This window comes from Ktedonobacter robiniae (assembly GCF_016587375.1).
Classification (GTDB): Bacteria; Chloroflexota; Ktedonobacteria; order Ktedonobacterales; family Ktedonobacteraceae; genus Ktedonobacter; species Ktedonobacter robiniae.
Genome location: NZ_BNJG01000001.1, coordinates 858,489 through 876,363, shown reverse-complemented (window position 1 = coordinate 876,363; position 17,875 = coordinate 858,489). Strand labels below are relative to the sequence as shown.

The 17,875-nt window shown below is 53.8% G+C and carries 16 protein-coding genes and 1 tRNA gene; 15 read left to right on the top strand and 2 right to left on the bottom strand.

Features of this window, described 5'->3' with window-relative positions; all coding sequences use genetic code 11:
- Positions 1–90 precede the first annotated feature (90 nt).
- The 6 genes from frr to ispG all read left to right on the top strand — a co-directional run bounded on the left by frr (position 91) and on the right by ispG (position 6,589).
- Positions 91–648, top strand: coding sequence for a ribosome recycling factor (frr, locus tag JMJ04_RS03590; RefSeq protein WP_201369189.1), 558 nt, complete (start codon positions 91–93; stop codon positions 646–648).
- Between the two features lie 2 nt (positions 649–650).
- Positions 651–1,436 (top strand): polyprenyl diphosphate synthase, encoded by a 786-nt coding sequence (gene uppS, locus JMJ04_RS03585; RefSeq protein ID WP_201369188.1) that lies wholly within the window; start codon positions 651–653, stop codon positions 1,434–1,436.
- A gap of 225 nt (positions 1,437–1,661) precedes the next feature.
- Entirely contained in the window at positions 1,662–2,585 is a 924-nt protein-coding gene (locus JMJ04_RS03580; RefSeq protein WP_201369187.1) for a phosphatidate cytidylyltransferase, read from the top strand.
- Between the two features lie 288 nt (positions 2,586–2,873).
- Positions 2,874–4,055, top strand: a complete 1,182-nt coding sequence (locus tag JMJ04_RS03575) for a 1-deoxy-D-xylulose-5-phosphate reductoisomerase (protein WP_201369186.1) — start codon at positions 2,874–2,876, stop codon at positions 4,053–4,055.
- Positions 4,056–4,126: 71 nt separating this feature from the next.
- Complete coding sequence (locus tag JMJ04_RS03570; RefSeq protein WP_201369185.1) at positions 4,127–5,326, top strand: M50 family metallopeptidase; 1,200 nt, start codon at positions 4,127–4,129, stop codon at positions 5,324–5,326.
- Positions 5,327–5,347: 21 nt separating this feature from the next.
- Positions 5,348–6,589: a flavodoxin-dependent (E)-4-hydroxy-3-methylbut-2-enyl-diphosphate synthase gene (gene ispG / locus JMJ04_RS03565; RefSeq protein WP_201369184.1), complete on the top strand. Its 1,242-nt coding sequence runs from the start codon at positions 5,348–5,350 to the stop codon at positions 6,587–6,589.
- Between the two features lie 186 nt (positions 6,590–6,775).
- On the opposite strand, the gene JMJ04_RS03560 is transcribed toward ispG, so the two are convergent.
- Positions 6,776–6,849 (bottom strand) — tRNA-Val (locus JMJ04_RS03560).
- A 355-nt stretch (positions 6,850–7,204) separates the two neighbouring features.
- Between JMJ04_RS03560 and JMJ04_RS03555 the strand changes: the two genes are divergently transcribed.
- From JMJ04_RS03555 to JMJ04_RS03515, 9 genes are all read left to right on the top strand, one after another.
- Complete coding sequence (locus tag JMJ04_RS03555; protein WP_201369183.1) at positions 7,205–9,733, top strand: CHAP domain-containing protein; 2,529 nt, start codon at positions 7,205–7,207, stop codon at positions 9,731–9,733.
- A 175-nt stretch (positions 9,734–9,908) separates the two neighbouring features.
- Positions 9,909–11,573 (top strand): 3-dehydroquinate synthase, encoded by a 1,665-nt coding sequence (gene aroB, locus JMJ04_RS03550; RefSeq protein ID WP_268887322.1) that lies wholly within the window; start codon positions 9,909–9,911, stop codon positions 11,571–11,573.
- Between the two features lie 3 nt (positions 11,574–11,576).
- On the top strand, positions 11,577–12,020 hold the full coding sequence (aroQ, locus tag JMJ04_RS03545) for a type II 3-dehydroquinate dehydratase (protein ID WP_201369181.1): 444 nt from the start codon (positions 11,577–11,579) through the stop codon (positions 12,018–12,020).
- Positions 12,021–12,083: 63 nt separating this feature from the next.
- Positions 12,084–12,641, top strand: coding sequence for an elongation factor P (efp, locus tag JMJ04_RS03540; protein ID WP_201369180.1), 558 nt, complete (start codon positions 12,084–12,086; stop codon positions 12,639–12,641).
- 169 nt (positions 12,642–12,810) lie between these two features.
- Complete coding sequence (locus JMJ04_RS03535; protein ID WP_201369179.1) at positions 12,811–13,320, top strand: acetyl-CoA carboxylase biotin carboxyl carrier protein; 510 nt, start codon at positions 12,811–12,813, stop codon at positions 13,318–13,320.
- A 6-nt stretch (positions 13,321–13,326) separates the two neighbouring features.
- The gene (gene xseA / locus JMJ04_RS03530) at positions 13,327–14,556 is read left to right on the top strand and encodes an exodeoxyribonuclease VII large subunit (protein WP_201369178.1); all 1,230 of its coding nucleotides are present in this window, start codon (positions 13,327–13,329) and stop codon (positions 14,554–14,556) included.
- A gap of 86 nt (positions 14,557–14,642) precedes the next feature.
- Positions 14,643–14,864: an exodeoxyribonuclease VII small subunit gene (gene xseB / locus JMJ04_RS03525; protein ID WP_201369177.1), complete on the top strand. Its 222-nt coding sequence runs from the start codon at positions 14,643–14,645 to the stop codon at positions 14,862–14,864.
- 23 nt (positions 14,865–14,887) lie between these two features.
- Entirely contained in the window at positions 14,888–15,334 is a 447-nt protein-coding gene (locus JMJ04_RS03520; protein WP_201369176.1) for a divergent PAP2 family protein, read from the top strand.
- 958 nt (positions 15,335–16,292) lie between these two features.
- Positions 16,293–17,033, top strand: coding sequence for a response regulator transcription factor (locus JMJ04_RS03515; RefSeq protein ID WP_201369175.1), 741 nt, complete (start codon positions 16,293–16,295; stop codon positions 17,031–17,033).
- A 91-nt stretch (positions 17,034–17,124) separates the two neighbouring features.
- Here JMJ04_RS03515 and JMJ04_RS03510 read toward each other — a convergent pair whose 3' ends face one another.
- Positions 17,125–17,808: a sugar transferase gene (locus JMJ04_RS03510; RefSeq protein WP_201369174.1), complete on the bottom strand. Its 684-nt coding sequence runs from the start codon at positions 17,806–17,808 to the stop codon at positions 17,125–17,127.
- Between the last annotated feature and the right edge of the window lie 67 nt (positions 17,809–17,875).

Sequence of the window (17,875 nt, the reverse complement as noted above, 5' to 3'; positions counted from 1 at the left end):
CATTCTTGAACAACGCTTGCACCACTTGTCTACTCACATTCGCGTAAGCACTGCTGTGAGACAGTGCTCAGTTGAGAAGGGGTTGAAGTTATGACTGCTGACTTATTTGACGATGCAGAAAGGCGCATGAAACGTGCCATTGACGCCTTAAAGCAGGATCTGGGATCTATTCGCACCGGTCGGGCGAGTGCTTCCCTGCTTGACCGCATTACCGTCGATTACTATGGAACCCCAACGCCTGTCAATCAGGTCGCAACCATCTCGATTCCCGAGGCTCGCCTTATTGTGATTCAGCCCTGGGACAAGAAGATGTCTGCGGACATTGAGAAGGCGATTCAGAAGTCTGACCTGGGTATTAATCCAAATAACGACGGTCAGGTTATTCGCTTGAATATTCCGCCCATGAACGAAGAGCGCCGTAAGGACCTCGTCAAGTCTCTGCATAAGAAGCTCGATGAGCACAAGGTTGCCGTCCGTAACGTGCGCCGCGATGTTCAGGATAAATTGCGTGAACGTGAAAAGAAGAAAGAAGTGTCCGAGGATGAGCTGAAGCGTAGCACTGAAAAGCTACAGAAGCTCACCGACCGCTTCATCGAGGAGATGGATAAGGTCGGCAAAACTAAGGAACTGGAGATTCTGGAGGTCTAACGTTGACCAAGATACAAAATCTCTTATCCTCACGCAGGAAAGAGAATGTTTCGTCGCAGCCACAATTAGTCGCAGCTGATCAGTCTCAGTTACCCGTGCGCCATATCGCTATCATTATGGATGGCAATGGTCGCTGGGCTACGCGACGCCACCTGCCACGCCTGGCGGGACATAAGGCGGGTGTAAGCGCACTCCGGCGTGTCGTTGAGTGCGCCGCAGACGAAAATATTGAGATGCTTAGTGTGTATGCGTTCTCAACCGAGAATTGGCACCGGCCTCGGACCGAGGTCGATGGTTTGATGCGCCTCTTCTGGGAGACTATCCGCTCGGATCTCGAGAAGCTACATCGCGACGGTGTGCGCTTGCGCCATCTTGGTCGTTTATATGATCTCGCTCCAGATATTCAGCAGGCCGTGCGCGAGTCAATGGATCTGACAAAAGACAATACGCGCATCGGCCTCAACGTATGCTTTAACTATGGTGGTCGGGCTGAACTGGTGGACGCGGTCCGCCAGATTATCGCGGATGGTCGCCAGCCCGAGACCATCTCTGAAGAAATGATCAGCTCTTATCTATATACACGGGACCTCCCCGATCCAGACCTGGTCATTCGCACTGCTGGTGAGATGCGCGTCAGTAACTTCTTGATCTGGCAATCGGCGTATAGCGAGTATTATGCTACGCCTACCCTCTGGCCCGACTTTGGGCGCGAGGATCTGCTCGAGGCTGTGCAAAGCTTCCAGCAACGCAGTCGCAAGTTTGGACGCGTGTTGCCAACATCGGTGTAACGCGCCTCTGGTGCTGAGAGGGCTGCCTCACTCTCCTGAGGCGAGGTGGCAACAGAGCAGGCTTTGATAGTATATAATGTAGGGCGGTCCTTGTTACCGTCCTATTGTTTTTATAGGTGCCTATTCGGAAACCTGAGTGCTAGTCGCGTGAGCGACGTTGGTTTCCGCATAAGAAGTAAATGCTTATCGTTTGACAGCGTTTTGTCCCACAAGGAAGGGATTTTTTTGCAAGGCGCGAATGAAAAGGGAGAGCCGGAGGTCTCCACTCCTCCTCCTCCACAGGAAGCAAATAAAGAGAAAACATCAGTGGGCCTGCGCCTGCTGACGGCGTTTATTCTTATTCCGATTGTGCTTGTCGTCGTCTGGTTTGGCTCCTGGGTTGCTTTTGCGGCCTCCGTGGTGCTGGTGGTGCTGGGAATCTATGAGCTCCACACGATGCTAGTGCAAGCTGGATACCGCCCCATTTTATGGCTGAGTATGGGCTGGGGCCTGCTCTTGCTACTGGCTACGATGTTCCCTCTCCAGCGATCTCTGATCCTGGAGAGCGGCTTAGGGATTACCTTACTGGTCTCATTCCCCTGCCTGTTTTCGCGTAAAAACCTTGAGGGTTCAGTGGTGGACTGGGCCTTGACCCTGGCTACAGCGCTCTACGTAGGTGGCTCGACCAGTTTCCTGCTCCTGTTGCGTGGGACGGAGGTCGGCTGGTTGCGCTTTGCTCCTACGTTCTCCCTTGTGCTTCCTCGGGGTGCCTGGTGGACGTTGGCGGCTCTCCTTGGCGTATGGGGCTTTGATTCCGCGGCTTTCTTCATTGGCCGCCTCTTTGGCAAGCATAAACTCGCTCCTCGCATCAGTCCGGCCAAATCCTGGGAAGGGTTCCTGGGTGGCCTGATCTTCTCTATTATCGCGGCCCTGCTCTGTACCGTCATCCCCCTGGGACTTCCCTGGTACCTGGCGGTCCTGGTAGGAGTGCTTGTGGGCGTCACGGGTACGCTGGGGGATCTCTCGGAGTCGTTGTTCAAGCGACAGATGCATGTCAAGGATAGTAGTCAGATCGTGCCTGGGCATGGTGGCGTCCTGGATCGCATTGATAGCCTGCTTTTTGCGGCTATCGCCGTCTATCTCTTCGCCTCGCTCTTGCAGCTTAGTTAATGTCATGGGCAAATTATTTCTGGAGAGGTGGTGTGGTATGTGCTGACAGCCTGCGGCTGTCAGCACATACCACACCACCTCTTCAAGGCGAGCGCCACAGGCGCGAGCCGTCACACTAAAAAGATGAAAATTCGCGCGAAGATAGGTTCTTCGCTATTATAGAGAGAGAAGGGCGGGTCTCCTGGAAGATTGTGTGCTCATCTCGCGTTTGTATTATTGAGGGGCGTCAGCAACGCTTATCGTAGAGGCGTAGATGAGAGGGGCTTCCAGGCCCGTGAGTAAGAGTGCATGAGCGCATATCCTAAACGTATTGCCTTACTTGGCAGCACAGGCTCGATTGGTCAGCAGACACTCGATATCGTGCGCTGCTTCCCAGAGCAGTTCCAGGTGGTGGCTCTGGCGGCCCGCAGTAACCTGGATCTACTGGCTGAACAGGTGCGCGAGTTCCGTCCTAGTCTGGTTGCTTGCTTTGCCGATTCAGCAGAGCTAGAGCAGAAGGCACGCGCGCTCTTTCCGAATGCCATCCTGGGGGAGCGCGGTCTACTGGCGGTTGCGACGCACGCGGATGCGGATGTGCTGGTGGCTGCGACCTCTGGCCTGATGGGCCTGCGTCCAACGATGGCGGCAATTGAGGCTGGTAAAACCATTGCCCTGGCGAATAAAGAGACGCTGGTCATGGCAGGTCATATTGTCACGGAGGCCGCGCGTCGCAATGGTGTCTCGATTGTGCCCGTTGATAGTGAGCACAGTGCCATCTGGCAGTGTTTGCATGGTGAAGAAAATAACCAGATTCGTCGATTAATTCTTACAGCATCTGGTGGACCATTTCGTACCATACCTCCTGAAGAGTTGCGCGACGTCTCTGTGGAGCAGGCCCTGGCCCATCCCACCTGGCGCATGGGACCAAAGATTACAATTGATAGCGCCACACTGATGAACAAAGGCCTGGAGGTCATTGAATCGTACTGGCTCTTTGATGTGCCCTACGAGCGCATCGAGGTGGTCGTGCAGCCTGAGAGCATCATCCACTCCATGGTTGAATTCTGTGATGGCTCGATTAAGATGCAGGCCAGTCTGCCGACGATGCATCTACCTATCATGCATGCGCTCACTTACCCGGAGCGCCTGGATACTGCCGATAAAAACTTGATTCGCGAACTACACTGGCCCTCGATCGCGGCGCTGCACTTTGAAGAATTGAACCTGGAGCGCTTCCCCTGTTTCCGCCTGGCACTTGAGGCCGGGAAGCGAGGAGGGACCTACCCCTGCGCGCTGGTGGGCGCGGATGAAGAGGCTGTAGCGATGTTCCTGGAGGGAAAGATACCTTATCAGGGGATCGCCCAGATGCTTGAGGCAGTGCTTGAGCAACATAACTCAATTGCCCAGCCCGATGTGAACGCGACGTTGGAGGCTTGTGCATGGGCACGCCGTGCGGCGCGAGAATGGGGTGAAAAACACCTGGCTGGTTAGATAATCAGGAGCGTCGTATCGTAGTGTGTTCTTGCCGGAGGCATTTTTGAGGAGCAAAGGATAAATACTAGATGAATAACTGGTACCTACTCGCAGCTATCCCGGTTTTTGGATTGCTTGTGCTTGTACACGAATTTGGACACTTCATCACTGCTCGCTGGGCGGGTATTCGAGTTGATGAATTCGGTATTGGTTTGCCACCACGCCTGGTTGGTTTTCGCCGTCGCCCTCAGGGTGGATGGGAAGTGGTCTGGTTTGGCGGCCGTTCCGAGCAGATGGAGGGGCTAGAGAGTCCACTGACAGGTACAAGCGGTGGAGTAAGCCAGGGTCATGCCTCCGCGAAGCAGAATACCATTTACTCTATCAACCTGCTGCCGATTGGCGGATTTGTGCGTATGCCGGGCGAAGATGGCGATGCACATGATGAGAACGGTCATTACGACTCTGAGAGCTTTGCGGCCAAGCCTGCTGGGAAGCGCATCGTTGTCCTCTGTGCGGGCGTGATCATGAACGTTTTGCTGGCGATTGTGCTCTTCACGATTGCCTATGGACAGGGGGAGCCAACGACGCCGGCCATCATTGCCCAGGTGAACGCTGGCTCGCCTGCTGCGGCGGCAGGCCTGCACGCGGATGACAAGATCCTCAGCGTCAATGGACAGTCCGTCACCCAGTTCCAGGAAGTGAAAGATATTGTCGATAAGGTCTCGACGCAGAGTAAGGGGCAGCAGACCGTTGATGTGAAACTGGTGGTGGAGCGCAAGGGCGAGCCGCAGCCGCTCCATATGACCGTTCATGCCCTGGTCAATCCGCCTGCTGATAAAGGCCACCTGGGAGTCCTGGGCAAGACAGTCAATGTCAGCATTCCCCTCTGGCAGGCCCCCATCAGAGGTATTCAGCAAACCCTGTCGACCACGCGCCTCTTTATTGTTACAATTGGTCAGATGATTGTAGGCGCGATCCAGCCGCAGATCGCGGGTCCAGTTGGCATCGTTAAGATTACGGGCGAAGTGGCACAGACGGTACCCGTTGTTGGCTGGTGGTACATCCTGAATTTAACAGCGATGTTGAGTATAAACCTGGCAATTGTCAATATTCTACCTTTCCCTGCCCTAGATGGTGGGCGTGTGGTGCTGATCTTCATCGAGATGATTCGTGGAGGGAAGCGTCTCAGGCCCGAGCGCGAGGGGCTTATCAATCTTGTTGGTATGGCAATCTTGCTTACTCTGATGGTTGTCGTGACTGTAAGCGACGTCTTACATTGGGGTGGCTGATAATGGAGTGTACTACTAATTATGTATAAGAAAACTCGTCAGGTTCGCGTTGGCAATGTTCTGGTTGGTGGCGGCGCGCCTGTGGCTGTGCAATCTATGACCACCACCTATACCCGTGATGTGAAAAGCACGGTCGCGCAGATCAAACGCCTGGAAGAGGTTGGCTGTGAGATTGTGCGCGTAGCTGTTCCCGAGATGGAAGATGCGGTTGTCCTGGGCGAGATCAAGAAGCAGATTTCGATTCCGCTGGTTGCGGACATTCACTATAATCCTAATCTGGCACTGGAAGCCATTCGCCAGGGGATCGACAAGGTTCGCATCAATCCAGGCAACCTGCTCAATGGACGCGAATCCCTGGAGCAGATTGTGCGGGCTGCTAAAGAGCGCGACATTGCGATGCGTATCGGCGTGAACTCCGGCTCGATTGATGCGCTGGACAAGCAGGCCCAGATGCAGCGTATCCAGGTGCGCCTGCGCGAGGATGGCACCCTTGAGCGCAGTGATCCCGCCGAGGCTCGCCGTCTTGAGCGCGAGCGCCTGGCTGAGCGCATGGTCACCAAGGCCCTGGAGTATATTAGCTGGTGTGAAGAGCTCGATTATCACAATATTATTGTCTCTTTGAAATCCTCCACTGTTCTGACAGCGGTTGAGGCCTACCGCCGCTTCTCGGAGCGCTCGGATTATCCTATCCATCTGGGCATTACCGAGGCGGGTACGCTGGTCACAGGCGCGGTAAAATCCTCGGTTGGCCTGGGTCTTCTGCTGGCGGACGGTATTGGTGATACCATGCGCGTTAGCTTGAGTGCCGAGCCTGAGGAAGAGATTCCTGTGGCGTATGAGATTCTAAAGTCGCTTGAACTGCGCAATCGCGGCGTGACCTTTGTCTCCTGCCCCTCCTGCGGTCGCGTTGAGATCGACGTCATTAGCGTTGCCAACGAGGTAGAGAAGCGTCTGTCCAAGGTGCAGACTCCCATCCATGTCGCCGTCATGGGCTGTGTTGTCAACGGCCCCGGTGAGTCGCGCGACGCCGATGTCGGCCTGGCTGGTGGTAAGGGCAAGGGCGTCATCTTCCGCAAGGGACAGGTCATTAAAACCGTTCCTGAAGACCAGTTCCTGGACGCTGTCCTCAAAGAGGTTGCGAGTCTGCTGCCTGAGGGTGAGGCCAAGCTGGTCTATCCTGAGGGTGGCATCAAAGACGTGGCTGGCACACACCGTACCCGCGACGAGGGCATGAACCTGCCTATCCTGCCCGCGTCCCGCTAGCTTAAATGATATATATAAAGCCCGGCAAGAACGCCAGGAGCCATCATAGACGTGGCTCTAGCGTTCCTGCCGGGCTTTATATATATGACCTCAAAAATAGGTGCTATTTGTGGGATATGGCGGGAGAGGTTGCTGGTAGGTGAGCATGCACAAAAAAGCGGCTTCATACGAAGCCGCTTGAAAAAATGGGCGATACAGAACTCGAATCTGTGACCTCCACGATGTCAACGTGGCGCTCTAACCAACTGAGCTAATCGCCCTCTCGACATGGAGAATAATATCATTGTGGCTCTACTTTGTCAATAGGTTTTCTAGCTCTTTTTTCGCGCCGGGAAAATTCCTATCCGATCTATGGCAAGGGAATTTCTAGCTTCTTTTCTGACGAGGAGAAGTAACGTATAGCGCGCCCTCGGGCATGCTCACCGATAAGCGATAGGTCCTGATTCTGTTCGTTTTTGCTTGCCCATACATAGATATGGTGCTATACTTTTTGAGGCGCAAGACATGCCTGAATGCGTCCAGTGGTATGAAGCAAGCGATACTACTATTGGTTTCCTTTATAAGAAGGACGAGGATTGTTCCTGTTATTTTTCCTTTTGAGAAGGGATTCTTAGTATGTTTCCTGGTGTTCGCAGACCTGTTGTCCAACGTAGGCGCCTGGTCTTACATGTGTGTAGTCTTATATTTATTTGTGCGCTTGTCGCGATTGAGTTTGCGCCCTGGAATAGTTCAGTGACCTATGCCAAGGCGGAGCAGCATACGGTCGCGACGGTCGATACATCGTGCCAGCGTGTCACATTCTCGCCCGATAGCAACCCCTATCCCATATGCCCTGGTCCGTTTCCTACCGGCGGCAATTGCACCTGGTGGGCGTGGCAGCAGTGGCATTTATTGGGGTACGATCTCCCGCGTAACTGGGGTAATGCCGCTGAATGGGCCGTAGACGCCACACGGGCGGGATTAGCAGTAGGTACGGTTCCACGCCTGGGCGCGATAGCCGTCTTTCCAGTCGCCGATGGGGTCTGGGCCTATGGAGCGCCGGGGCATGTGGCCTTTGTCTCTTCTGTGTATCCCGATGGCCAGACCTTTGATGTGACCTATCAAAATTATGGCGATACTACCTACATGCATGTCGGGCGCGACTACAACACAAACTATATCAACTCGACCCATTTTCAGAATGGGCAGCTGCGCTTTATCTATTTCCCTCGTACGCTTGATACCCAGCATTTTGCCAGGCTGGCTGGCACTTCACCCAATGTGAGTTCCCAGGTGCAGCAGACAAACGCACTACTGAACTCATCCAGTGCTACTACGACCTATACCTCCAGCCGCATCTCGCTAGGACTCTCTCCCGCTTCCTCCGATCAGGAGTTTAATGCCGACTTTACTGGGAGTGGCTATAGCGATCTCCTGCTCTATGACCGTAAGCAAGGGCAATTGCAGGTCTTACAGTTGGAGAAGCGCCGAACGCTGGCGGGAACCTTTGTGCCTAATTCTGATGATGGCATATCACATGGCGTGCGAATGAATCCAGGCGCCCCTAAACTGGTGGATTTAGGTGACTCTACTGTGCCAGCGGGCAAGTGGGGTTCGTCGCTCGATATTCACGTGGGCGACTTCGATGGCACAGGTGCATCGGATATCTTGCTCTATGATCGGGATACAGGCAAGCTTCACCTTATCAGCTTAACGGCCTCTTTGACGATAAAAAAGCATGTCGTCCTTGATGGCGAGGGGCCGGGATGGGAGCTCTATGTTGGTCGTTTCGATGGCAAGCGTAGCTCTGTTATGATGTATAACCGTTTTGCCGATCCCAGTGCCTATGATCCAGGGACCAGCGATTCGACGGATAATGGTGGGGATACAAGCGGCACCACTCCCACTGATCCAGGCACTACAACGTCAACGCCAACGCCAGCGCCAACTCATACAAAGACACCAACACCAACGAAGACGCCGAGTCCGACACCGACGCCGACAAAGACGCCCAGCCCTACCCCGTCACCGACGCCGTCACCGACACCAAGTCCGACGCCGTCTCCAACGCCTACAGTGACGCCGTCTCCAATACCAACGGCAACACCGACACCCAGCCCAACGGCAACGCCAACGCCTACCCCGACGCCGGCCGCGCCAACGCCTACAGTCGCGCCATCGCCTACTTCGACGCAAACACCATCGCCGACAAATACACCAGCGACGCAACCTACACAGGCGAAGAGTACCGTGGAGCCTACGGCATATACTATTCCCGCCACAAGCCATACCAGTAGCGTGGATGGCTCGAATGGTGATCTCAGTGGCACCAGCCTTGCCGATTGGGAGATGCAGGGAAAGACCGCCAATGTGATCATGCTCGATTTTGACCAGAACTTCCAGGTCAAACATCGCCAGGTGTATACGCTCTGGCACGCGAGCTGGGAGGTGTACGTGGGTCGCTTCATAGGACCCGATCAGGATGGCATCTTCCTCTATGATCGCATCGATGGTCAGGGGCGTATGCTGGGTCTGGATGGCTCGCTCAAGGTAACTAAGCAGCAGGATATGAGTGATCTGAGTGGTAACTGGATGGTCTACAGCGGAGACTTTAACGCCTCTGGGCGGGCACAAATTCTTCTGTATGATCCCAGTAGCGGTAGCGCGCAGATCAGGTTCCTGAAGGCGGATCTCACGGTTGATCAGAGCGTGGATTACTCCGACTGGGGGCAGAATCTCCTGCTATATGTGGGGAGCTTTGGCACCTCTTCAACAGGCGCTATGCTCTATGATCCTGAGGCGGGGCAGAGCACGTTCCTGGCCTTTGATGATACGCTACAAGTGTCGCATCAATATGTCACAAAGAGCTGGGACCAGCACTGGCAAGTCCTGGTGGGTTCATTTACCGACCGCTCCCAGTGTTTGGGCCAGGGCCAGTGCGCGAACGGAGATGATATCCTGGTCCTCAATCGTGAGACGGGCCAGCTACAGCAATATATCTTCTCCTTTGGCCGCCAGTTTAAGGTCTATGATAACCGTACGCGCGCCTTTGAGCGCCAGGGCGTGGCCCCCTCCTCCGAGCAGTATGTCAGCTCCCTGGATACTACCACGTTCAACCTGGCCTCAACGCTTAGTACCGATATCCACAACCAGGAATTGTACTAAGGGCATTGTAGAAGGAGTAAAGGAGAGTGGGCCTGTATGGCGACAGATGCCGCCATACAGGCCCACTCTCCTTTACTATGACACTCCCCCGATTGTCAAGTTGAAAGTACTCCCTAGCCATGGCTTCTCAACGTAGATGATACACACGGTAGCCGTTTAATGTTACAATAGCGCCATGCGACATATTTTTTTAATTGGGCTTTCAGGGAGCGGGAAGAGCACGGTGGGCCGCCTACTTGCGCAAGAGTTGCGGCGACCCTTACTTGACATTGATGCTCTCGTTGAGCAAGAAGAGGGCGTGGGTATCCCCGAGATTTTCACCCGGCATGGTGAGGCGTATTTTCGCGAGTGTGAGCGTCGTGTCCTGGCGCGTGTCGCGCAAAATGAGGAGGGCGCGATTGTGGCAACAGGCGGGGGGCTGGTGGTGCGCGAGGAGAATCGCAGGCTGATGGCCGAGCGTGGAGTTCGGGTCTACTTGCAAACGGAGCCTGAGGTGGCTCTTGAGCGCTTGCGAGCGCAGCATACATATTCTCTTGCCAAGAGTACCTCGCCCGAGATCCGGCCTCTGCTGGCCGGTCCCGACCCCCTGGCCACATTGCGAAATTTATACGCGACCCGTCGCGCCTGGTATGAGGAGGCTGACCTGGTATGCCAGACTCATGGCCGGAGCGTGGAACGGGTGGCTATGGAGATTATGGCTATGGTAAACGCTGCTGACGCGTCGAGGGACGGGGCGCCTGTTGTCAGGCATGTTCACATTGGTAGAGGCTATGACACCGTGGTGGATTGGGGAGGGCTGGAGCGACTCCCGCAGTATCTGACACAGTTGGGACTGCCCTCGCGGGTCTTCCTCTTTACGGATAGCAATCTGCGCGCACTTTATGGCGAGCAGGTTGTGCATAGCCTGAAGCAACAGGGATTTGAACCCTATCTCTACACAGTCCCGGCAGGCGAGGCGAGCAAATCACCTGAACAGCTACAGGCGATCTACGACTGGCTGCTTGAGCACCATGCTGAGCGGCGCGAAGTTCTAATCGCGCTTGGCGGTGGTGTCATTGGTGACCTGGTCGGATTTGCCGCGGCCACCTACCTGCGCGGCGTACCCCTGATTCAGGTGCCAACCTCGCTACTGGCCCAGGTGGATGCGGCCATCGGCGGCAAGACCGGTATCAACCATCGCCAGGGCAAGAACCTGATCGGTGCCTTCTACCATCCACGCCTGGTCCTGGTGGACCCCAGGACCCTGCTGACGCTGCCAGAGCGAGAGCGTACAGAGGGATGGGCAGAAGTTGTAAAGTATGGTATCATACTCGACGCTAAGCTATTTGCGCTTTTGGAGACCTACAAAGACGCTTTGCGCGATTTCTCGTCCCTTCCTGCTTCCTTGCTGGTTCAGATTGTGGCTCGCTGCATCGACCTCAAAGTGCAGGTTATTGAAGAAGACGAGACTGAGAGCGGCCTGCGTGCCATCTTGAATTATGGCCATACCGTTGCCCATGCACTGGAAAGTGTCGCGGGATACGGAGAATGGTTGCATGGCGAGGCGGTTTCTCTGGGTATGGTGGCTGCGGCTGAGATGGCACGTGAGGCTGGCATGTGGAGTGCGAAAGAAGAACAGCGACAGAACGCACTTCTCGCATCGTTGGGACTCCCCACGCGTTACCGGGGGTCGGTGCGGGCGCAGGATATACTGGCGAAAACGCGCCTGGATAAGAAAGTGGTGGGCAAACGTATTCGTTGGATCATGCCCCGACGGATTGGCGAAGTCGTCATTACCGAGATGCCTGATGATCTTGTCGAGCGCGTGGTCACAGATTTTTTCGCTGAAGCGAGGTCATAGGCGATGGCGGAGATTCTGGTTTTAAATGGGCCTAACCTGAATACGTTGGGGAAGCGCGACCCAGGGATATATGGCAGTGTGACACTCGAGCAGATCCAGGCGCGTTTGCGGGAGCGAGCGGCCAGCCTGGGAGCGACAGTAGAGTGTGTGCAGTCCAACCATGAAGGTGTGCTGATCGACACCATTCAGCAGTATGCCGAGCGCGTAGAGGGCATAATTATTAATCCTGGTGCCTTTACGCACTACTCGTATGCTTTGCGCGACGCGCTTGCGGGCACCAGGCTACCCATCATCGAGGTCCATTTGAGCAATATCTATGCCCGGGAGCCTTTTCGTCATGAGTCTGTGATTGCTCCCATTAGCTATGGGCATATCGCGGGCCTGGGTTGGCGTGGCTATCTCCTGGCACTGGAGGCGCTTGTGGCCTTCTTACAAGAACAAAAGTAGCTTTCTGCTACAGAAATACAGATGAACGACCATTGGTCATTCAATGTCAAAGGAGTTTTCTGAATGATTTCCACCGGTGACCTGAAAAAAGGCGTCACAATCGAGTTTGAAGGGAATCCTTGCACGATTCTCGAGTGGCAGCACGTGAAAATTGGCCGTGGTGGTGCTATCGTGCGCCTGAAGTTGCGTAACCTGCGTAGCGGCGCGATTTTTGATCGTACATGTGACGCTGGCGATAAGTTCAAACGCCTCTATCTGGATCGCTCGACCGTCACCTATCAGTACAATGCCGATGACCTGTATCATTTTATGGATACCAGCACGTATGATGATATTGTCCTGAATGAGGCTCAACTGGGCAATGCCAAGGATTATCTTATTGATAATCTTGAGCTTGACATCATTCGTTACAACGAAGAGCCTATCTCGGTGGAGCTGCCTGAAAAGGTCGTACTCAAAATAACCTATACCGAGCCTGGCTTCAAAGGCGATACCGCTACAGGTGGTACGAAGCCCGCGACGACCGAGACGGGTCTCGTAGTACAGGTACCCTTGTTTGTTTCTAGCGAAGACTCGATTCGTGTGAATACCAGCACGGGTCAGTACGTAGAGCGTGTCTAAAACGGCTCTGCTGGTCTATCTCTGACACGATCCCCGTAGATAGGGAGAGGCCAGCGCATGCCTGGAAACTGAAGTGAGTGAGCATAGGGGACGTCGCGTACCCATTGGCAATCGAGGCGCCTGCATCTGGCTCACTAAGCATTTATAAATGTAGTATGGGAGTATGACTATGGATGGCAGCAGACGTGCTTCCTCTCAATTAGAGAGACTTCCAGAGGAAGTGCAGCAAGAGACGGAGCAGATGAGCATTGAACACCTGACCCACCTGGTTAAAGTGCTTGATAAAAGCGACGTTTCCGAAATTGAAGTCAAGCATAGCGGGACGGGAACGCGCCTGGTCTTACGCAAGGCCAGGGCTGGAGAGAATGCCGCGATCAGTGTTAGCGAGCCAGTGGTTGAAGTGGCTGACTCCTCGGTGTCTGCACCCTCACAGCATACTGTTACCGCGCCGCTGGTAGGAATTTTCCACACCTGGGCCAAGCCGAAAGGGAAAGCCCTGGTTGCCGCGGGCGATAAAGTCAAAGTCGGACAACTGGTTGGCTCAATTCAGTCCCTCAACGTCCTCTACGAAATTGAGGCGAGCGCTGCCGGCCGTGTGCTAGAGCTTCTCGTGGAAGATGGCCAGCCTGTGGAGTATGGACAGGCTTTGATGACGCTTGAAACGGCTGAGGAGGCATAGCAGGGTATGACCGCCATGCATCTTCCAGGCTTTAATGAAGCCATCAGTGTCTCGGCCCTCTCGGTCTTCCTGCGAGAGTGGCTTGAGACCAATGACATGCTACAAGATGTCCGGGTGTATGGCGAAGTCTCCAATTGCAAGACCTACCCCTCCGGTCATTGTTATTTTACCCTCAAGGACAGTGGAGCGCAGCTCAACTGCGTCTTCTTTAAGCAGTCCCGTCTGCGTTCATCCGCTCCCACGCTACGCGATGGCATGGGAATCGCCCTGAATGGACGTATTTCATTCTATGAACGTGACGGCAAGCTGCAACTCTATGTGGAGAACGCCGAACCTCTGGGTGTAGGCGCCCTCTTTGAGCGCCTGGAACGCTTGAAAGCGCGCCTGGAGGCGGAAGGACTCTTCGCGGAAGAGCGAAAGCGAGTGCTGCCCGAGCGCCCGGAAGTTATTGGGATTGTTACTTCGCCGCAGGCTGCGGCCCTGCGCGATATGTTGCGCGTCTTGCGCCAGCGCTACCCTCTTGCGCGTGTGATTCTTGCCCCAGCACAGGTTCAGGGAAGTGAAGCCCCTGCCTCTATTGCCGCCGCCCTCGATGCGTTGAATGAGCACGGGGAGGCAGAGGTTATCATTGCCGGGCGTGGCGGCGGTTCCATCGAAGAGCTGTGGGCCTTTAACGAAGAGGTCGTGGTGCGCGCCATTGCACGCTCAAGTATCCCTGTGATTAGTGGTGTTGGCCATGAAACAGACTTTACCCTGGCTGACTTTGTCGCTGATTTGCGCGCATCGACGCCAACCGCTGCCGCGACCGCCGCGGTCCCCAACATCGAGGATTGGCGCATTGACTTGCTTGATTGTCAGCAAGAGCTTGGCTCGCTGATGGAAGAACGCCTGGAAGAGCTTGCGACCCAGGTCGCCGATCTCCAGTATCAACTTGAGCATAAGAGTCCCGTTGGACAGATCAATAACTATCGTCAGCAGTTGGACGAGGCCAGTGAGCGCATGCAGACGCATATGCGCCACCTGTTGAGCATACGCGCGGAGCGCCTCAGCGGACAAACCTTGCAACTGCACGCGTTAAGTCCGCTCTTGACGATTGCACGTGGCTATGCGGTGGTCAGGCATGAGCCAGACCAGCGGCTGATAACAAGCGTGAAGCAGGTACAGGCCGGGGATGCCTTGCGTATTCAGGTGCAGGACGGCAGCATTCCTGTGTCTGTACGCGAAGAACTGGGATAAGAGCCCTTGCCATATGCTGCATTGCTGTTTTGCCTGGTAGCAGTCAGGTATTTTCTACCATTGTTTTGTGGGGAAGGAAGAAGGTCATGGAAGCATTATCGTTTGAAGAGGCTTTTGCCAAGCTAGAAGCTACGGTTGCAGCCCTGAAAGATGGACAGGTTTCCTTAGAGCAGGCACTCAGCTCTTATCAGGAGGGCGTGACGCTTGTTCAGTACTGTAATGAACTTTTACAGAAGGCTGAGTTAACGGTACAACAACTGCAAGTGGATAGTGAGGGCGCGTTGTCCTTGCAATCATTGGACCTGTAAGAGGGGAGAAGCTCTTTTAATTTATGGTTAGTGACACGCTTTTAGACAATCATGTGCTTCTGGCTTCGGTATTAGCCTGGGCGCTTGCCCAGGTAAGTAAGACGGTGGGCGAGATTATTAAAGAACGCCGCCTGGTGCTGAGCCGTCTCGTTTCTTCTGGTGGTATGCCAAGTTCGCATTCCGCCCTGGTGACCGGGCTGGCTACCGCTGTGGGCCGTGTGATGGGTATCAGTTCGCCAGCTTTTGCCGTCGCAGCCGTCCTGGCAGGTATCGTGATGTATGACGCGGCAGGCGTGCGTCGTGCAGTAAGTATTCAGGCGCGTATTTTAAATCAGATGATTGATGAAGCCTTTCAGGGGCATCCCTTCGCGGAAAAACGTTTACGTGAACTGATTGGGCATACCCCGATCCAGGTTTTTGTCGGTGGATTACTGGGCATTTGTGTTGGTTTGCTCGCCACCAGTTATTAACAAGTGCTAACAAGTACTAGCGCTTTTTACGTTATTTGTCAGGCCCGCAGGTTCCTTGCGCGGCTTGCGACCTACTAGCCTGTCTATCTCTTCCCCCGCCAATCAAGATGTCTTTACACTTTTGTTAAGACATCTTGCCTCTGCTTCAATTTTTAGAGCAACTCCCTCAAAGAGAACACGCCCAATGTCCCTCTTTATGTGTGCTGCACGAAAGAAGCTTTTTATTGATCAGTTTGTATTCTCCCCGAATGCTTTGCTGCTAGAAGATGTCTCTCTAGAATAACCAGTCATTTAGTGCCCCAAAAAAATGTGGAGGAAGCGTCTAAGATTTAGGAAGTGCAAAGAAGCTAGGGGCAGTGCAAAAACATGTTTTTGTGATTGTGTCCTGCTTTGCCTGCCATAGAGCGAAAAATATGCTAAAATAATGGCTGTGTTTGTGTGAAGGCGGATAATGGTTGGTTTTGGCACAATAGATTTAAAATCTTGTATATTGTATCTTATTGTTTTTATGTATGTCAGGCGTTGTCGTGCGTTGCTTAGTTTAAGCTTGCTATCTTGATACTTTTAGGTACATGTCCTCCTCTTGCAAAGCCATAAGCAACGCTTATGGGGGTGGCTTGTTTCTACCCTGGCGAGTCCTGCACGTATAAAAAGGAATATTCCTTGACGCAGGACAATTATTTCTTTGTTTGCATGTCTTGGGGAGACTGTAAGAGAAGCGAGCCTCGCTATGTTTATGCCAAAGCACTTGAAACGTTCTGCGCAAAAATTTCTACAAGGATGTGAGGGATGAAGACAATTTTTTGCTTTTGTGTGTCAGGTGAGAATTTCAAATATCCTGTCGTCAATCGATACGATCTTGTATGGCATGAGAAGCGGTCATAGAAGGGAGACAGGTACTCATTGGGCAACTACTCGCAATATGCGGATGTGTTATGTCTATCAGGGGAGGAGACATATGAAATTGCTGGTCATCGACAGTGACCGTGATTTGGTGGAAATGCTCACAAGCTGGCTAAAAACTCTGGGGTATGAAGTATACAGAGCCTATAATAGTGAGCGAGCCCGAAGTGAATGGCTCGAACAACGTCCCGATCTGGTAATCATTGATCCTATGTTGAAGGGGGGGAATGTGCTGGAAATGTGTCGCGATTTACGCGCCAAGCACGATGCACTGGTGCTGGTGTTAACCGATAGTAAAGAGGTACAGGACGAGGTGCGTTGCCTTGAGTCGGGGGCGGACGATTATTTACGCAAGCCGTTTTTCCCGGCACAATTGCTGGCCAGGATTCGCGCGGTGAGTCGTCGCGCTCGCTCTACGCTGGAGCGTCGCCCCTCCTCTGTGGTCACAGTAGGCCCTCTTCGTGTCGATTCGTTGCATAATGAGGTGAGTGTTCATGGCAAACTGGTGCGCCTGACCCCGACTGAGAGCAAACTATTACACCTGCTAGCGATCAATGCAAATGATGTCTGCACCGCAAATCAGATTGTCACTCATGTCTGGGGCTACGATGGCGATGGTGATGCCTGTCTCATCAAAGCGCATATTCGTCACCTGCGCCAGAAGATTGAACCCAGTCCCAGCGATCCACGCTATATATTGACCGTTCCCGGTGTAGGCTATACCCTGATCCGCCGTAACGAGGAACAGAAGACACCTGTAGAGAGCGGGAAGGCCTTACGCGCGCTCTCCATCTAGAGGGTTGTGCCTCATATCCTTCAATGCCTATATAGAGATAAAAAGCACAGGACCATGGTCCTGTGCTTTTTATCTCTATATAGGCAAAATCTCAACCGCCACCACGGGCCAGGAGCATGACGGGTACTGTCAGGACGATGAGCTTGAGGTCGAGCCAGAGCGATTGCTGGTGCAGATACGCGATATCCATCTCAACCATCTGCTGGAAGGTCACACGCGAGCGACCATAGACCTGCCAGGTTCCGGTCAGGCCGGGTTTGCCGCTGAGGCGTAGCCAGTCGCTCTCTTTGTATATCTCTACTTCATAGGATAGAGGTGGGCGAGGCCCCACCAGTGTCATCTCGCCTCGCAAGACATTCCAGAATTGTGGCAACTCGTCAAAACTCAATTTGCGAATAATGCGGCCCACCCTCGTAATTCGGGGATCCTTGTGGATCTTATAGGCCATGCCCTCACTAGCCTCCTCACTCAGCTTTTCGCCACGCATATACTGCTGAATCTTTTCGATATGGAGCCTGGGGTCATTGTTGGTATACATCGAACGAAACTTGAGCATCTCAAAGGTTTTTCCGTTTTGCCCCACCCGCTTCTGGCGAAAGAACACCGGGCCTTGTGAATCAAGTCGAACGCAGAGCGCGACCAGGAGACACACGAGCAAGACAAAGGGGCCGATGAGAAGCGTAAACGCGATGTCAAGCAGGCGTTTGTAGCGCAGGTAGCTTCTACTGAACGCCAGGTCTTGCTGGATCTGGGTCGCTTGTGCTTGAACAGCCATGGCTATTCCTCCCCGAAGACTCATACGAGGAATTCCTCGTAACCTCAACTGTCCTCTTGTATGGAAA